12 protein-coding genes are annotated in these 17,258 nt (G+C 34.0%); 2 read left to right on the top strand and 10 right to left on the bottom strand.

Annotated features, from left to right (window positions below; translation table 11 throughout):
* Positions 1–177: 177 nt before the first annotated feature.
* The 4 genes from ACEN4N_RS09500 to lspA all read right to left on the bottom strand — a co-directional run bounded on the left by ACEN4N_RS09500 (position 178) and on the right by lspA (position 4,047).
* A complete protein-coding gene (locus ACEN4N_RS09500; RefSeq protein WP_407094133.1) occupies positions 178–1,680 on the bottom strand; it encodes a pyruvate kinase in 1,503 nt (500 codons plus the stop codon).
* A 193-nt stretch (positions 1,681–1,873) separates the two neighbouring features.
* Positions 1,874–2,575, bottom strand: a complete 702-nt coding sequence (locus ACEN4N_RS09495; protein WP_407094132.1) for a DUF2786 domain-containing protein — start codon at positions 2,573–2,575, stop codon at positions 1,874–1,876.
* A 75-nt stretch (positions 2,576–2,650) separates the two neighbouring features.
* Positions 2,651–3,589 (bottom strand): RluA family pseudouridine synthase, encoded by a 939-nt coding sequence (locus ACEN4N_RS09490; protein ID WP_407090656.1) that lies wholly within the window; start codon positions 3,587–3,589, stop codon positions 2,651–2,653.
* Positions 3,589–4,047 carry a signal peptidase II gene (lspA, locus tag ACEN4N_RS09485; RefSeq protein ID WP_407090657.1) on the bottom strand — a complete coding sequence of 153 codons (459 nt, stop codon included), beginning with the start codon at positions 4,045–4,047 and terminating at the stop codon, positions 3,589–3,591. The genes ACEN4N_RS09490 and lspA overlap by 1 nt, the downstream gene beginning before the upstream one ends.
* 141 nt (positions 4,048–4,188) lie before the next feature.
* Between lspA and ACEN4N_RS09480 the strand changes: the two genes are divergently transcribed.
* Positions 4,189–4,821 carry a YkyA family protein gene (locus ACEN4N_RS09480; protein WP_407094131.1) on the top strand — a complete coding sequence of 211 codons (633 nt, stop codon included), beginning with the start codon at positions 4,189–4,191 and terminating at the stop codon, positions 4,819–4,821.
* Positions 4,822–4,854: 33 nt separating this feature from the next.
* Positions 4,855–6,213, top strand: a complete 1,359-nt coding sequence (locus ACEN4N_RS09475; protein WP_407090659.1) for a putative glycoside hydrolase — start codon at positions 4,855–4,857, stop codon at positions 6,211–6,213.
* 48 nt (positions 6,214–6,261) lie between these two features.
* Here ACEN4N_RS09475 and addA read toward each other — a convergent pair whose 3' ends face one another.
* From addA to ACEN4N_RS09445, 6 genes are all read right to left on the bottom strand, one after another.
* Positions 6,262–10,194: a helicase-exonuclease AddAB subunit AddA gene (addA, locus tag ACEN4N_RS09470; protein ID WP_407090660.1), complete on the bottom strand. Its 3,933-nt coding sequence runs from the start codon at positions 10,192–10,194 to the stop codon at positions 6,262–6,264.
* Positions 10,175–13,780 carry a PD-(D/E)XK nuclease family protein gene (locus ACEN4N_RS09465; RefSeq protein WP_407094130.1) on the bottom strand — a complete coding sequence of 1,202 codons (3,606 nt, stop codon included), beginning with the start codon at positions 13,778–13,780 and terminating at the stop codon, positions 10,175–10,177. Before ACEN4N_RS09465 ends, addA begins: the two co-directional genes overlap by 20 nt.
* 109 nt (positions 13,781–13,889) lie before the next feature.
* Positions 13,890–14,249, bottom strand: coding sequence for a thioesterase family protein (locus ACEN4N_RS09460; RefSeq protein ID WP_138404999.1), 360 nt, complete (start codon positions 14,247–14,249; stop codon positions 13,890–13,892).
* Between the two features lie 20 nt (positions 14,250–14,269).
* Positions 14,270–15,502, bottom strand: coding sequence for a peptidase T (gene pepT, locus ACEN4N_RS09455; RefSeq protein ID WP_407090662.1), 1,233 nt, complete (start codon positions 15,500–15,502; stop codon positions 14,270–14,272).
* A gap of 12 nt (positions 15,503–15,514) precedes the next feature.
* A complete protein-coding gene (locus tag ACEN4N_RS09450) occupies positions 15,515–16,324 on the bottom strand; it encodes a Nif3-like dinuclear metal center hexameric protein (RefSeq protein WP_407094129.1) in 810 nt (269 codons plus the stop codon).
* Positions 16,321–17,037: a tRNA (adenine(22)-N(1))-methyltransferase gene (locus ACEN4N_RS09445; protein ID WP_407090664.1), complete on the bottom strand. Its 717-nt coding sequence runs from the start codon at positions 17,035–17,037 to the stop codon at positions 16,321–16,323. The genes ACEN4N_RS09450 and ACEN4N_RS09445 overlap by 4 nt, the downstream gene beginning before the upstream one ends.
* Positions 17,038–17,258: the final 221 nt, after the last annotated feature.

Below are 17,258 nucleotides of genomic sequence, written 5' to 3'. Positions count from 1 at the left end.
AAACAAGAGAATCGTAAGAAGGTTCATTTAGTTAAAATCTACTTCGAGAACGCACTATTTTGTAGAAAAATTCCCAATTTTTCCAAGAACGATTAATTTATTCAAGAAACCAGCTTAAATTATAGAGGTATGAATTATTCAGGTATTATAAATTTCCGTTAATATTTAGTAAATCTATTATGGTAATTTAATCTTTGCGACATTTAATGATCTTAGTGTAGGTGTTTTCTTATATTGGTGTTCTTCCATTTTAATTAAGATGTCATTGAGCATCTGAACTGTATCTGACATATAAGAACCTTTATTTAACATAACACACTCAGAACGACTTCCTTCAGCGGCATCTGTCATTTCTGCTCTTGAAGGGATTCCTTCATCTAACATTGAAGCGAGTACTTCTGTCCCCCAAATCACAGGGGTGTCACTTGCCTCACAAATCCATAAGATTTCTTGTTGTAATTCAGCAAGTCTCACATAACCACTTTCTACCGCTAAATCTCCGCGGGCAATCATGACAGATACTGGATTTCGACTTCCAGCTTTTAGAATCACTTCTGGTAAATTATTCATTGCTTGAACTGTTTCAATTTTTAAAGTTAATGGGATATCATTCAATGGTCGATTCGTTTTTTCAATTTCTGCTTGAATTTCTTCAATATCATCCGTAGTTCGAATGAATGAACAACCAATCATATCCGCATGTTCAACGGCAAAGTGAATCGCTTTTCGGTCTTCATCAGTTAGGACATCGATATCAAACTCTGTTTTAGGGAAATTAAGGCCTTTCTCAGCCTTTATTCTAACAGAGCCACCTCTGACTCTCTTTACTAGTAGTAAAGCTTCTGACTCCCCAATCTTTTTCACTTCAAGCTCAATGGACCCATCATCAATCAAAATCAGATCATCAATTGATAATTGCTCAAAAATTTGAGGTATACTGCAACCGATAGTCACTTTAATATCGTCATCAAGAGCTGGTAAATTTACATAATCTTTAGTCATACGAACTAAATCACCTGCTTTTACTTTGGGTTTCTTAAATTTTGTAAAGACCCAATCTGTTCTAATTTTAGGACCGGCAATGTCGATTAATATTTTTACTTTTTTATCTAATTCTTCGGCTACTTCATGAATATTGTCTATCATGGCACTCCAAGTATCTTCATTGTCATGCGCTGCATTAATTCTAGCAACATTCATCCCACTCTCAATTAATTCTTTCAAAAGCACCTTGTCTTCAGATGCTTCTGTAGGCATTGTCACCATAATGCGTGTATTTCTTTCTCTTGGCGCATCTCCAAAAAACAATTGTGTATTCTGAGCAAGTCTGTTTCTTCCAGCTGTTGATTGTTTTGATTCAGGTTCTTCAATCTCCATATCTTTGCCAATTGTATTTCCTAAACGTCTAATAACAGACTCTAAAGTAAATAACGTTCTAGACTCTAATCTACCTAAACTTGATAGACCCCATGAAGATAAATCTGCTTGTAATGATCGGATATCTCGTCTTCTTAAAGCAAGATAAGCAAACAAATTCCTAGCACTTTCACGAAATTCGTTTCGTTCGATATATTTATCAATGGCTTTAAATTCAGTTTCAGATTCAGCTTTTATTTGTTGGTATAATTCTGTTAAATCATCATAAATTTGAGTTTGTTCTTTAATACTTGAGTATGTCATTTGTTCACCTCATAATATATTATTGTTAATGTGATTATAACAATATTCATCGATATTTGAAAACGTTACCCTTTATTATTACTACATATATATTTATAGGTATAAAATTTTATAGAAATACAAAAAACACTACAAAAATTGCAGTGCTTTAAATAACTCATCTATACATTCTCTTGAAAGTAGTGATAATAAATTATTGGTCTAAGTATTTGTTCGTTAATGACACATTTTGTCCTCTGTCATAACCATCATGATAGGCATGGCTATTTCGACTTAAATCAGGTTGTTTAAAGGCTAAAGAACCATTAATTTCTTGATTAAACTTATCTACAACATCTTGAGGAGTTTTGATAATTAAAGCAAACTTCTCATTATCATCTGCCATCTCTTCTCTTTGCTTGGCAAATTTATGGTCTAAACCATCCATAAACCCTTGATAGTAGGCTTTTCGAATTTGAGCTTGAGCAAGTGTAGAATCCTCATTATTATCTTTAATATGAATTCCTGCATAATGCTTCATTGATTCTGCAGCTAAGTAAAATACTTCGTAAGCCAATTCAATATCTTCTGGATAACCCATTAGAACAACCTTTCTTTGCACGCTCTTTTGATGAGGCAGTCGGTTACTCTGCACATAAAACATCACTCTGAAGTTTTCAGAAATGATCTTAACTAACACTTTCTCCCACCAATATAATCGCTTATATACAGAAAGGGATTTGATAATAATCTCTTGCTTTCCACCTTCATTTAACTCATCTTGAGAAATTTTATATTTAAGCATTAATTTTTGGGCCATTAATAAGGCTGTTTGACTCTCCTCGTCATTACCACCGTCTTCAGCAAGTGATAACAAATTACGTATTTTATCGAGAATTTTATCATTGATTGACACATTAATACCCCCTTGTTATGGCAATATAACTAATTTTATCATATTTTGAGATAAAATATAAATACAATGCCTAATTTAACGTAAAGTTCTTAAAACTTCTTCAAAGCGTTCTGGTAAGTCTGTTTCGAAATTCATTTCTTCCCCAGTTGTTGGATGTATAAAATGAAGCGATTGAGCATGTAAAAACTGACCATCATCAAGACGAGCGAGTTGTCCTTTCATTTGGCCCACGCCTTGGCGATATAAAGGATCACCTACAATTGGGTGGCCGATGAATTCTAAATGCACACGAATTTGATGCGTCCGTCCCGTTTTTAACTCAACTTTAACGAGTGTATTATGCGCAAAAGTTTCTAATACTTCAAAATGAGTCAGTGCGTATCTACCTGCATGATTCGTCGTAAATTTAATTCGATTACTTGGGTCACGATTAATCGGCGCTTCTATGATACCTGTAGGTGTTTCAATCACTTCATTGACCAAAGCAACATATGTCCGTCCCATCGAGTGATCTTCTAATTGTTCACTAAGTTTTTGATGGGCAAGATTGTTTTTGGCTATAACGATTAAACCTGATGTATCTTTATCAATTCTATGAACTATCCCTGGACGGATAGTATCTTCATTATTAGATAAATTATCATCTAAGTAATGCACTAGAGCATTCACTAAAGTTCCACTTTGATGCCCTTTTGATGGATGAACAACCATATCAATGGGTTTATTAATAACTAAAACATCTTCATCTTCATAAATAATATCTAATGGAATATCTTCTGGTAAGATAGCCATTTGTTCTTCTTCAGGAATTTCAACGTTAATTACTTCACTCCCATTTAATTTGTAATTTGCTTTTTGATGCACGCCATCAACAGTAATGTGCTGATTTTTTAATAATTTTTGAATGGTAGAACGGCTGTAAGTTTCTTCAGATAATAAGTCTACTAATACTTTATCTAAACGACCTACTTCGCCTTCTAATTCAAATTTTTTTGTTTCTTTAATTTTTGTCATTATAAAACATCCTCTGTATTTTCAAAAAATAATATTACGATAATAAGCAATACGACTCCGATTGTCAGTGCAGCATCCGCTACATTGAAAATCGGAAAATCTATAAACTTGAGTCTAACCATATCGATTACGTAACCTAAACGAATTCGATCGATAAAATTACCAACAGCTCCACCAAGAATTAAACCGTAACTTAAACGAGTTATAAAATGATGGTCACGATTCTTGAAGATCAAATAAATAATATAAGCAGCAGCCAACACGGTAATAATTAAAAAGAAATTCACTCGACCCGAGAACAAGCCCCAGCCAGCACCATCATTACGTAAATAGAAAAAATCGAGAACATTGGCAATTCCTTCAGCTGATTCCCCTACTTGTAAGTTTGTTACCGTCAAAAACTTGACAATTTGGTCAAAAACAATTAATAATATTGCAACGAAAAAAGATAAAAACATAGATACTCCTTGCCTTTAGGTTCTAAATATTTAATAATATTTGAATTGCTAATAGTGTTATTATATACTAATCTAAGTAAAAATTAAATTTATTATTTTTTAAACAATTTAAATCATTTTTAAGGAGTGTCTATGAAACATTTGAATAAAATTGTAATACTCTTAATAACAACACTATTTATTGCTGGTTGTGATAACTCAGTAGAAAGAGCTGAAAAAACAGTCAGTCTCGTTCAGGAGAACGTTACAAGTATTGTTAATGAGTTAACAGAAATACAACTTGCTGAAGGAAACCTACAAGCAGAATTTGAAAGTACCATTGCTAACGCTGGAGATGATCTTACTTATTTTGCTAGTGATGATTCACCCATCCAACAAAATATTCGACGCCGTAAAGAACACTTGACTAAATTAGAAGAAGTTCGTGGTGAATTGGATACAATGATTGAGGAATTTTCTAATCAAGCTGATAATAGTCCGCTTCCAACTGAACAAGTGACAAATCAAATTACTCAGTTACAGGAATTGTCTCAAGAAATCGTTACTTACATATCTGATTATCGAGATACCATTGAAACGGAATCAATCGTATACAAATCGATTGCAAATCCAGAAACAGATTACTCATCTTTCTTTGCTGTATTTGATAGTGTGTCAAAGTTACATACAACCAATCAAATTAATTTAGAGCGTATCTTAGGGTACTTTGAACCTATCAATGCGCAATTAATTAATTTTAAAGTATATTTAGCTAATTTACAAGAATCGAATTAGAAATTTGTAATAAAGACAAGAGGAGTTTTTAATATGTCCAACTTAAAAAACAAAAAAGTCAACTCTTATACTAAAGTATTTGCCTTGCTATTGCTTTCAGTATTCGTCTTGGCCAGTTGTCAGCAGTCAAATAATGCTGAACAAGAAGAACCGCAGTATTTTACACTGCCAGAAGTAACTCCAAAGTATGACAGTGAGACAATCACTGAATTCAATAACCGAGTGGCTACAAATGATACGAACCGCTATGAAGGTTTAGTTATACCTGATGAGCCATTGTTATCTCAACCCGAACAATTACCTTCTGCCCTTTTCTATGATAGTGGAATTTCTATTCCTTATCCTGAAGACGGAGTTAAGGGAGTTTACTTAACGGCTGAGAATGTTGCCAATGAAGAATACTTTAACTACATTATCGATTACATCAATGAAACAGAATTAAATGCTGTAGTGATTGACTTCAAAGATGATTGGGGTAACGTCATTCCACCTATTGAAACTGACAATGAGTATGTTCAACAAAACGTAATAGGATCTGTAGACTACGCTGAAGTCTTACGTGTCCTAGAAGAGAATGAAATTTATCCAATTGCTCGTATCACAACTTTTAAAGATAATCTATTAGCCGAGGCGCGTCCAGACTTATCATTTAAAGATTCTGCCACAGGTGAAATTTGGTCAGATGGGAATGGTTCTAAGTTCATTAACCCGTTCAGTCAAGATGCTTGGGATTATGTCCTTACGATTGCTGAAGAAGCTGCTAAAATGGGCTTCAAAGATATTCAATTTGACTATATTCGGTTCCCTGAAGGTTTTGAAACTTTCCATACTCAATTAGAATATGAAGTGGGAGAATATTCGGTATTCGAATCAGATAATCCCGATGAACAAGGCTACGAGCGTGTCGCCGCAATTAATGACTTTTTAACTTATGCCGATAACCGACTTACGCCTTATGGTGTTGAAATTAGTGCTGATATCTTCGGATACACAGCGGTTGCTGGAGATGCTCCAGACGTTCGTGGTATTGGTCAAAACTTTACTCAAATGGCTGAACGAGTAGATGTGGTATCTTCTATGATTTACCCTTCTCACTGGACTTCTGGATTCTTTGGATTTGATGTACCAGACTATTACCCTTATGAATTTACTAATACTTACATTCAAGAAGAATTATATGTGTTAGGTCCAGTTCAAAATAATATTGTCTCAAGACCTTGGTTACAGGACTTTACGATGTTCATGGAGTACGGTCCAACTGAAGTTCAAGGACAAATTAATGCCTTAGCTGAAAACGGCATTCATGAGTATTTACTTTGGAATGCAGCTGGTGAATATACAACGGGTGTTGATTATGCTCCTGATGTAGAGACGGCACAAGTAACTGAATAAAGATAAAAGAGCTCGACTAGTTTTGCTAGTCGAGCTCTTTTTATATTCTTAAAGTTGATACATTGTATCGATTGGAATGGATACCCCAAAATCCAATAGTACTATATATGCTTGCCTAATTGGTTTGTTGTAAGCAATTGTCAGTGCTTTTGAATACAAACTAATTTGGAAACGATATTTATTTACAATTTGTTCAATTTGTTTTTCTTTTGTCATATTGGCATAAGGTTTATAGCGATCCGTTTTGTAGTCATAGATGACGATATCTTCATCAAATTCAATAAAGTTATCGATAACCCCATGAATTAGCAACTGATCTTCAGACAATTCTTTCATGTTCTCTGCTGCAATATTATTTTCAAATAATTTTAATGCTGGAGTTAAATAAGAAAATGCTTGTTCCTTTTTAACTCGATCTGCATGTTCAATCGTTAACTGTCCTAATTCACTTTGAATAAAAGTGATGACACTATCATAGTTGATTAATTCGGCCAATTGTTTACTAATGTGTTTCGTTTCAACGAGAGATTGGCTAGTTTTAATTAATATTTCTTTTAATTGCGTTTGATTTTTCTCTCCCAAAATCGAAAAGTCTAACTGTTGTAATAAGAAGTGTGTTGCGCTCCCTATTTCAGCATAATTTGGTTTGGTTTCTAAGTTATCTATGAATTTAGGTGGTTCAAACGTATCTTCAGTATAGCGAATTCCTTGAATAGACGAAGAGCTTTCGTGTTCTTCAACATTTTGGCTTTCGTTCGAGTTACCACTACGGTCTTCGAAATAAGCAATTTTATCGATACGCGGTTCTTCGTATAAGCGTTTCAATTCAGATACAGATTGATAACTTGAGGTATTCGTCGCTAATTCATATGTGTAGTTATAATTAAATAACTGATTCATATGATTATAGACGCTTTGATCACTTAAATCATTGACATCAAGACGTCCAATTTGCTTAGCTAAATTGGGTTTCTTTGAGTAATTTACTGGTATTTGATATTGAATTTGTAAATCTGCAATGCTTTGTAAATCGATAAACTCAATATTGATTTGCGATAGATTAAATTCAGCTAAACCGGAATCAGTTTGACCTTTAGCGATGGCTTGTCTAATCCAATCTAACCAACTTGAAGCACTTTGGCGCTCCTGTAAAGGAACCATTAATGTCTCATGATTACTTTTATCTTGCGTCGCTTCTTGTTTAGTATGCCACTCTTCTTCATTTTTAATCGTTCCAACAATCATGAGCTTTTGCTCACATCTCGTTAAGGCTACGTATAATTTACGCATTTCTTCCGCTTTTAACATATTTTCCTTTTCAATCTTAAATGCTTGTTTTGTAAAGGAGTCAAATTTAATACGGTTTTCAAAGTCATAGTAATCAGAACTAATCCCAAAGTGTTTTGAAGCGATGTATGATTTCGACCTTACGTCTTGTAAATTGAATTTTTTAGCTGTATCCATTAGATATACAATTGGAAACTCTAAACCTTTACTAGCATGTACAGTCATCAGTCTCACAAAATTTTGTTCCCCATCGAGTAAAACTGGCTCTGCTAAGTCATTTTGTTGTTGCATTACTTTCTCAATGTAGCGAATAAAGCCAAAGACGCCTTTGTATTGGCTTTGCTCAAATTCCAATGCTTTCTCATACAAGGCATGTAAGTTCGCCTCGCGTTGGACTCCGTTATTTAAACCTGCTACATAATCTAGGAAAGATGTTTCTTGGTAAATCGTCCAAATTAAATCCACTAAGGAAATGCGTTTTGACAAGGCGTTCCAATGTGTCAATTGCTTGAAGAAGTTACTCAATTTCTGATGGATATCTTTATTACTCTCTTGGATTTCTGGGTCATTTAAGTAAGCAATGACTGCTTCATAGAACAAGCCATTGGGAGAATGAATCCTAATCTTACTTAGGGCTTCATCATCTAATTGAACAAAATATGATCGTAATATCGCAACTAATGGGATATCTTGTAAAGGATTGTCGATTAGTTTTAATAACGCTAACATTAATTGAACTTCTTGTCTTTGAAAATAATTCTCAACTTTTTGAGCATAAATCGGTACATCATAACTTTCTAAGATTCGTTGTGCAATTAAGAAAGGCTTTCGTGTTGGCGTAAGAATAACAAAATCCGAGAATGTTACGGGTCTTTGTTTTTTCAACTTCTTATCATAGACTAAGTAACCTTCTGCTACTTTATTTCGAATATCTTGAGCGATAATATGGCTTTCAGCTTCTAATGAAGTATCTGCTAATGCAATCTCATCACTGACTGCCTCATCGATTTCTTCACTCTCTTGATTTTCTTTTTCATATAAGAGTAGTTGAATATTAAAGTCTTCATGTGGCGCTGCTGGTTCAAAAGATTTATTCCCAGTTGTAAGTGATTCTGCTTTTCCATAATTCATCTCACCAAATTCTGAATCCATCACCCGCTCAAATACGAAGTTTGTAAATTGCAGTATTTCATCTCTTGAACGGTAATTTTTATCTAAGATAATGAGCTTATCTTCGCTAGAATTTGCATAGTTTAAATACCGATTTAAAAATAAACTCGGCTCTGCCATTCTAAAACCATAAATCGATTGCTTTACGTCCCCTACCATAAATAAGTTATCGTTTAATTCAGTTCGTGTCTCATGTGATAAAAAGTATAAAATGTCATTTTGGATATCATTAATATCTTGGTACTCATCAATCATTATTTCTTTAAATTTATCATGATAAAACATTGCAGCTGAACTGACTTGTCTTTGTTCATTTTCTTGGTTTAATGGCGCTAAAATATCTAAGGCGAGATGTTCTAAATCATTATAATCAATCATATTTATTGATGTTTTATGTTCAGCTAATCGGTCCATAAATAGTTTAGCTAATTGAGATAAGGAATAAATAATGTTTCCCTGCTCTTGTTCCACTTTTTCAGTTAACTTATATTCATAAGTAAAGATTGGCACTATATTTTTAGTGATAATGTCTTTTGCTTCATCTCGTAATTCTTTGAGTTCAGCCACTATTTCATAGTCTTCGGAAGATTTCTTATTTGCTTTCCATTTGCCAAATTGAATTGAACTCGCTTGTGAGAATAAATCCTCAAGTTTATCTTCTCTCGACAATTCAAATAAAAAATTTGCTTGTTGTAAGTCTTCTTGAATGATTGGCTCATACTTAGAAACGCCCTCGTCAGAAAGTGAATGCAGTAAATTTGTCGCTGTTTCTAGTAATTTAATGGCTTGTAGGCTATTGGTTTCAAGCACAAATTTAATTGTTTGTTTATATAATAAACTATCTTTAAATGCTTCAAAGTTAGCACTTGCGTTATTTGCATCTTCTAACCATAAAGTTGGATTCGTTTGTGAGCGGGCAAATTTATAAATATCGATGATCGTATCAAATAATGCTTCATCGGAACGCACACTTCCGTATCGCGCTAAAAGTGATTGGTAAATTTCAGGCGAAATATCTTCAATTTCAGAATTTGAATCATGGATTGAAACAATCATGTCATCCCAGACATCTTGATAAATTAACTGTACTTGCGTCTGATCCGTCACTAAAGAGAAATTAGGGTTAAAATCGATTAAATAAAAGAAATTTTGGATGATTTCTAGACAGAATGAATGCAGTGTTTGAATATTTGCCTTAGGTAAAAGAGATAATTGGTGTGTTAATCGTCTTTGTTCCTCAGGATTCAGTGTTTCGTTCACTGCGTCTTTTAATCTGCTCTCCATTCTTTCTTTCATTTCATTCGCTGCAGCTTCGGTAAAGGTAACGACTAAAAGTTCATCAACATTCGCAAATCCTTGCAATATATGATTAAAAATCCGTTCAATTAATACTGTCGTTTTTCCTGAACCGGCGGAAGCTGAAACAAGGATATTACTTCCCTTATGTTGGATTGCTTCCCATTGTTCATCGTTAAAATTCGAATTAAGCGGTTTAGGTTCTATCTTATTCATCATCTTCTTCATCTTCCCCACTTTCGTCCAATTCTAATAACATTTCTTGTATGATATTCTTTTTATTAATTGTCTTTTCACGGTATGCCTGATAATTTTCAGTTGAATCAAACCCACTTATTACCCGGTATTCCGGTTGTAATGATGTCGTGTATTGATTTTCTTTGAATGGTTTTAATTCAATCGCACCATTTTGAATTTGATTCGCTGCTTGTTTAAATTTCATGTGGACGTATTTTAAGAGGATATCTAACTCTTCTTCCGTAAATACTCGACTGTAGGCATTGTAAAGTCCACCTTTTTTAAACTTCACAGGATAAATAAGACTATTATTCGTTACTTCTATACTTGAATCAATATAGGTTAATTGTTCTTCATCAACACTGACAAAACCATTAAAGGTATTCTCAGATAATTGTAACTCTTCCATAGCTTCTAAAGATTCTGGCAGCGATGCCTCTTTAAAAGCTGTGTAGGAGTGAATTAATGGTTGGTAAAATGCACCGAAAGCCTTTGTATCTGAGTAATTGCTTAAAGCAACGCTTAAATAAGTTAATACTTGTAAATCGAGCCCATAATACGTATCAACTACATTAAATTCCTTTTTACCTGATTTATAATCGACAATTTGTATAAAAGTATTGTTTGAAGTTTTAGCTGTATCAACCCGGTCAATCTTCCCGCTAATACTTAGATGTCCGCCACTATTTAATGGGTAAATGAATCCTTTTAATTGGTCAGGGGATGGTGAAATTCCAAATACTGCTTCAGATTGAATTGAAGTCATCTTCGTTCGTTTTTGTTGTGCTTGACTAAATTTTATAAAACGAAACAGTTGCTCGTCCATTTGCGTTTTAATCGCATTAAACTTCGCATGACTAAACATAATATTAAATCGTTCGTCTTGTTCTAATTTTCCTTTGACTTGGTTAAATAATTGCTTTAAATTGCTCATATCAACTTGTCTTAAATCTAATTTCTCATCAATTAATAGTCTAGTAAATGAATCTAAAAAGTCATGGAAATAATCCCCAGACCGTGCATAATCAAGTTCAAATAATTTTCTTTCTTTTATCTTTAAACCATGTAATAAGAAATGGCTAAAAGGATCTTGGAAATATTGTTCAATTTTTGAAACTGAAGCATTAATATCTTTACCGAATAATTGAATCGCAATTTCTGGAGCGATATTAGTTGGTAATTCATTGAATTTCGCCACTGCTTCAACAATCGCTTCGATGGATTGACGCGTTTCTTTCTCTTCGCCATCATAGTCATCCATAACTAAAAATACTTGTTTATGCAGATTATTAAGTAGACCTTCATCTTGAGTGAGGTAATGTGATAATTGAAGTAATAAATTTTGTTCCATACTATATTTTCCAAAAGTACTTGGGTGAAGATGTTCCAATTCAGAAACTAAATCGTGCGTAAATATGTAACTTGGTAGTTTCAATTGTTTCACTATTTGCATGATATATGGACTTAATTGCATACTTTGATTATTTACACTCGTAGCATAGCTAAAATAAATTCGTTCGGAAGCGTTCAGTAATAATTGGTACACTAATAATAATTCTTGGCTATATTGTTGTTCGTTAAGCTTCATTAAGTATTGATGAGGGAGTAAATCTTTTTGAAGTAACTCTCTAGATGCTTCATCTAATAAAGAATAGGTTGGTCGATTCAGCGGTAAGGTTTTGTCGTCCATACCAATATAGAAAGCAATCTTAAATGGCTGTACCTGCGGACTTTCGACACTCGTTAACGTAACTTGATCGAGTGTTGCAGGGATTATATGGTAACTTGATTCACATAAACCAGCGATTAATAACTCAACAAATAAAGCATATGAAATGGTTTGGTCCTGATAAATCTCATTAAACTCATCTAATAGATCAACGAATACTTGCCACACTTGCTCATCCCGGCGAGAAGATTCTACTTCACCCGTATCGATAGAAATATCGCGTTGTTTAACAAACTCATCACGAACGCCTAAATCAAGCATCAATTGATAGAGCCATGCTCCAGCCTTTTGGCCCGTCATAGGACTTTCCCAAGCTTTAAAGGCTTGGCTGACGTCAGAAATTATCCATTGTCTCCATCTCTCAGCAAGTTCTTTCATTGTATAGTGAGTTGTACGATCACCGTCTTGAACAAGTTTGGATTCATCTTCAAAATGCCAGGTAAAATTTGGTTGAATTAAACGGTAACCAAAATAACCATTAGCTAAAATAATGTTTTCAAAGTAATTTACTTCTTGGTCTTTAATCTTCTCTTGTTGCTCTATTGGTGTGTCTTTTAGAAATTTAGGAATAATTAAACCTGACTTCAAGAAGCCCATCACATCATCGTATTTCCAATTATAAAGTTTTAAATTCAATAAGCTCTCAAGTAATAGAACAAAAGGATGCTGATTCATCTTAGCAACATTATCGATAAAAATAGGTATATCGTTCACATCAAAATACGGTTTTGCTATCACTTGATATCTTTCAAATTCACGTGTCATAACAACAATGTCTTGATATCGGTAACCCTCAGTAGCTACTAAATGGTGAATTTGGTTACTTACATGACGTAACTCCGTTTGAATGGTATCCGCCTGCCAAACTTCAATCGGTGGGCTTAAGTACTTCGTTTTCTCATCATCTATACTCGTCCCAATTTCTTGAATATCTTTAAATAGCTTCGCTGTCATTAGTAAATCAGTTCCAATTGTATGAAGTGGTTTATTAATGTCCCAATCCGGTGACACCTTAATTTGATTAAACTGTGCTAACGCCTTTACTTGATGGTATGTATAGCGAATTGTATCCAGAATCGGCTGAAACGCTTGGCTATTGGCTAATGAATGAGTAATAGGCAATGTGAGCCATACATCACTGAAAGAGGCTGAAAGCTGCATTAAAAGGCTCATCTGTTGCGCATTAAAATAATAATAATGATCAATAATCGCGTAATGGTCATCTAATTGTCCTTCACTTTTAATAAAGGCTTCTAATTGCTCTAAAGTGCTGTATTGTGAGACATCTAAAAGGTCAATTCTCTCAATAAATTTCGTATAAATCAGTTGTATCTCGACGATTTTTTGTTGTTCTAGATTAGGTATACCTTCACTTATATCTGAAACATCGTTATGTGTATCAGTCGTTATGCGTGACAAATCTTCAGGTGTAATATTTCCTTCGATTAACTCATTAAATAATGATAATAACTTATCAATGAAACCTTGATGGTTAATTTGACCTCTTAATACAATGAGTTCATCTTTTAATTCACTAAGCAATTGTCTAATAATCATCGTTAAACCAACATCAGAAATTGTTTGATGATTGGGACTTTGAGGTCGAATCATAAACCATGCTAGTCGCGTGAAACTAACCACTTGTAATGACATCATCGCTGCTTCTTCCTGCCCTTTGACCTCTTCGATGGTATTTAGGACAAAAGTCTCCATATCAAACTTCAAATGGTCAGGAACAATATAATAAATCGTTGCATTCGGATTGGTTTCAAGAATATGTAATAATTTTTCAATTATAACGCGTTTTTTATTTACTGAGAGATCTCCAGTTATAATTTGTAATCCCATTCTTTACTCCTTTCAATAAACTATTCTGTCGCTTTAAACTCATTTTATCTAAGAAAAGACGGAAATATAACCAAAATGCCTGGTATAATTTCCGTTTCTTCAATAATTATTATAATTTTTCTAAAAATCTTTCTTTGTTCACTTTCGCTCTTTTATGATCAGCCGAAGCAATTAATTGCCCATCTACCATAGCTTCAAGTGAAAGTGTCAATATAGATTTATTTTGTTCCGTTATTTTAGCTGTAATGCTAACCAATTTCCCAACGGCTGTTGGCGCTAAGTGTTTCATAGAAAACTCAATTCCAACCGTTGTTTCGTCATTGTCAGTGTAATTTTGACATAATTCATAAGAAACATTTTCCATCCAAGCCATTATACTCGGTGACGATAGAACTTCTAAGCCACCTGAACCAACAGAAGCTGCTGTTACAACATCTTGCACTTTGAATTCTTTGGTCAATGTCTTCATTATCTAATTACCCCTTAAAATTATTTTGCGTTTAATTCAACAATTTTAATAATGACATTAGCTGCTTTCTCCATTGTTTCTACTGAAACATACTCGAATCGACCGTGCATATTTTCGCCACCTGCGAAGATATTAGGTGTAGGTATTCCCATGAAACTAATTTTAGACCCATCAGTTCCTCCACGAATTGGATAAATTCTTGGTTGGATATTTAAAGTTTCCATAGCATTTTGGGCTAAATCAACCGGCGTCATATCTTTTTCAATAATTTCACCCATATTGTAATATTGATCTTCCATCTCAAGTTCTAGTGGTTTAGATGGATAATTATCATTAATTTTGTTCACAGCTGATTGAACGAATGCTTTACGATCTTCGAATAATTTACGATCATGATCACGAATAATCATTCTTAGAACAGCCTTATCCACTGTTCCTTCAACGTCAGAAATATGGTAGAAACCTTCTCGATCCTCTGTGTGTTCTGGTACTTCAAGTTCTGGGAATTCATTCATAAATTCGTTCATAACTGTTACTGCATTCAACATCTTACCTTTGGCAGTACCTGGGTGAATGTTTTTACCAGTTATTGTAACGGTTGCGCCTGCCGCGTTAAAACTTTCATATTCTAATTCGCCTTCTGGACCTCCGTCCATAGTATAAGCAAAATCAACATCAAAGCCTTTGGCATCAAAGTGATCTGCTCCACGGCCAATCTCTTCATCTGGACCAAATGCAACACGCACTTTACCGTGTTCAATTTCTGGATGGTTCACTAGATATTCAACTGCTGTTATAATTTCAGCAATCCCTGCTTTATCATCCGCACCAAGTAAGGTCGTTCCATCTGTTGTAATTAATGTTTCTCCAATGTAATTATTTAAGTTTGGAAAATCAACTGGATCCATGACGATATCTTCTTCAGCATTTAAGGTAATGGCAAGTCCATTATAATTTTCAATCACATTTGGTTGCACGTTTACAGAGTTAAAATCTGCCGTATCAACGTGCGCGATAAATCCAATTGAAGGGACATCTTTTGACGTGTTCGCTGGTAATGTTGCTGTGACAAAGGCATTATTTGGGTTAAGTTCTACCTCATCTAAGCCAATCTCTTTTAATTCTTCAACTAATAAATTTAATAAATCAAATTGTTTCTCTGTTGAAGGAATTGTCTCACTAAATACATCTGAACGTGTATCTATCTTGGCATATCTAATTAATCTCTCTTTTGTTTTTTCAAAAATACTCATAATATCACCTTTCTATTCGTACATAAATGGATTTGTGTTTGTAGTGCTCTCAATGACTTCAATATCCCAAAAATTCTCTTGAGCTAAGTTTTTAATAACTGTAGCCATTTTCTCTTTGAATATGTGTTCAATGTAATGACCACTATCAATGGTAAGTATATCAAATTCATAAGCGTCTTGCCCTTTATGAAAAGTAATGTCACCTGTAATAAATACATCCGCTTCCTCGTCTAGAGCAGCTGATAGTGATTCAAAGGAAGACCCACCAACAATGGCGACGCGATTATATGCCTCTTTTGGTGTTCTTTCTATTAAAGTGAGATTGTTCGCATTCAATTTATCTTTGATATAAGAAATTAAGTCTTGACGAACAAAGGTATCTGGCAAATTCCCCACACGCCCTAAGCCACTTAAACCGTCTTCAGATGGCTCAAGTTCTTTAATGTCGTTAAGTTTTAAAGCATTAGCTAACCAATCGTTCATCCCATTCAATGCTTTATCTAAATTAGTATGTAAGACAAAGACATTGATGTCATTTTTAATAAGGTCAGTATACATTCTTAAATCAGCCGTTGAATTATCGAAACGTTTGATTGGGTTAAAAAGTATCGGATGGTGAACAATAATCGTATCCACACTAAGTTCCAAAGCTTCTTCCACGACTTCAGGTCTAACATCTAAGGTTGTCATTACTTTGCTAACATTGGCATCTTTATATCCAAAATGAAGTCCTACTTGATCCCATTCTTCAGCCAATTCGCTTGGATATAATTTATTCAAGTTATCCATTAATTCATTTAATCGTACCGACTGCCTATTCATTTTTCTAACACTTCCTTAATGCGTTGATATTTTTGTTCCAACTCTTCAAGTTTATCATTCTTGTCGTTTGTAGCAAGTTTAATGGAATTAATAATATACTCGGTACTTTCCAATTCACTTTTCCATTTAGAAAAGAATTCTTTGGACTGCTTTTGATAATTAATGGGTCCAAATAATAATTCCTCGTCATTTAATACTTGCTTTTCTTCATCAGATAAATGTCTAGCAACAATTATTTCATAATTATGTTTATGTTCTTGGATAATATCCTCATCGATAATATGATAATGATTCTCGATTAACCACGAACGGAGTTGCGGTTCAGCAACATTTGGTTGAAGAATTAATGTATGTCCTGATACAAGTTTATTCACACCTGCTTCAAGAATATTGCGAATCAAAATGCCCCCCATACCGCATATCGTCGCTAAGTTAATTAAATCATTTAAATTAACAACATCAAAGCCGTCTCCAAAACGGACATCAATGGAATCGTTCAATCCTTGTAGACGCACTTCTTTTTGAGCAGACTGATAGGGTCCTTGGACAACTTCTCCAGCGATGGCGTATTCAATCGCATCGTTTAATACTAGATTACACGGTAAATAAGCATGATCACTTCCAATATCTGCTAAACGTATTGGATTGTCTCCATGCTTTTCAACGAATTGAGCGACTCGATCGAGTCTTTTTGATAATGTATTTGAATTCATATTTTCCCTCTTAACTTCTTATAGATAATACTTTAATTTTATCACTAAATACCAATTTAATTAAGTAAATTATACTAGCCATATCTTTTATATTTATTGGTTCATGAATTTTTGATGTTGGTGGACCGAGGAGCCAGGTGACGCAGTCACCTTGGCTCTTTTTTTATTCCTATGTTTAAGTGTCTCTCTATGCAACGATAGTTTGTGTTGTGTTCTCATCT

This window comes from Ruoffia sp. FAM 20857 (genome assembly GCF_045528645.1).
Classification (GTDB): domain Bacteria; phylum Bacillota; class Bacilli; order Lactobacillales; family Aerococcaceae; genus Ruoffia; species Ruoffia halotolerans.
This window is presented reverse-complemented; position numbering and strand designations above follow the sequence as displayed.

Excerpts from the sequence above, each read along its gene's own strand:
- ACEN4N_RS09460 (WP_138404999.1), bottom strand. The coding sequence starts at position 14,249 with ATGAAGACATTGACCAAAGAATTCAAAGTGCAAGATGTTGTAACAGCA.
- ACEN4N_RS09500 (WP_407094133.1), bottom strand. The coding sequence starts at position 1,680 with ATGACATACTCAAGTATTAAAGAACAAACTCAAATTTATGATGATTTA.
- ACEN4N_RS09490 (WP_407090656.1), bottom strand. The coding sequence starts at position 3,589 with ATGACAAAAATTAAAGAAACAAAAAAATTTGAATTAGAAGGCGAAGTA.
- ACEN4N_RS09450 (WP_407094129.1), bottom strand. The coding sequence starts at position 16,324 with ATGAATAGGCAGTCGGTACGATTAAATGAATTAATGGATAACTTGAAT.
- pepT (WP_407090662.1), bottom strand. The coding sequence starts at position 15,502 with ATGAGTATTTTTGAAAAAACAAAAGAGAGATTAATTAGATATGCCAAG.
- ACEN4N_RS09465 (WP_407094130.1), bottom strand. The coding sequence starts at position 13,780 with ATGGGATTACAAATTATAACTGGAGATCTCTCAGTAAATAAAAAACGC.
- ACEN4N_RS09475 (WP_407090659.1), top strand. The coding sequence starts at position 4,855 with ATGTCCAACTTAAAAAACAAAAAAGTCAACTCTTATACTAAAGTATTT.
- ACEN4N_RS09445 (WP_407090664.1), bottom strand. The coding sequence starts at position 17,037 with ATGAATTCAAATACATTATCAAAAAGACTCGATCGAGTCGCTCAATTC.
- addA (WP_407090660.1), bottom strand. The coding sequence starts at position 10,194 with ATGAAGAAGATGATGAATAAGATAGAACCTAAACCGCTTAATTCGAAT.
- lspA (WP_407090657.1), bottom strand. The coding sequence starts at position 4,047 with ATGTTTTTATCTTTTTTCGTTGCAATATTATTAATTGTTTTTGACCAA.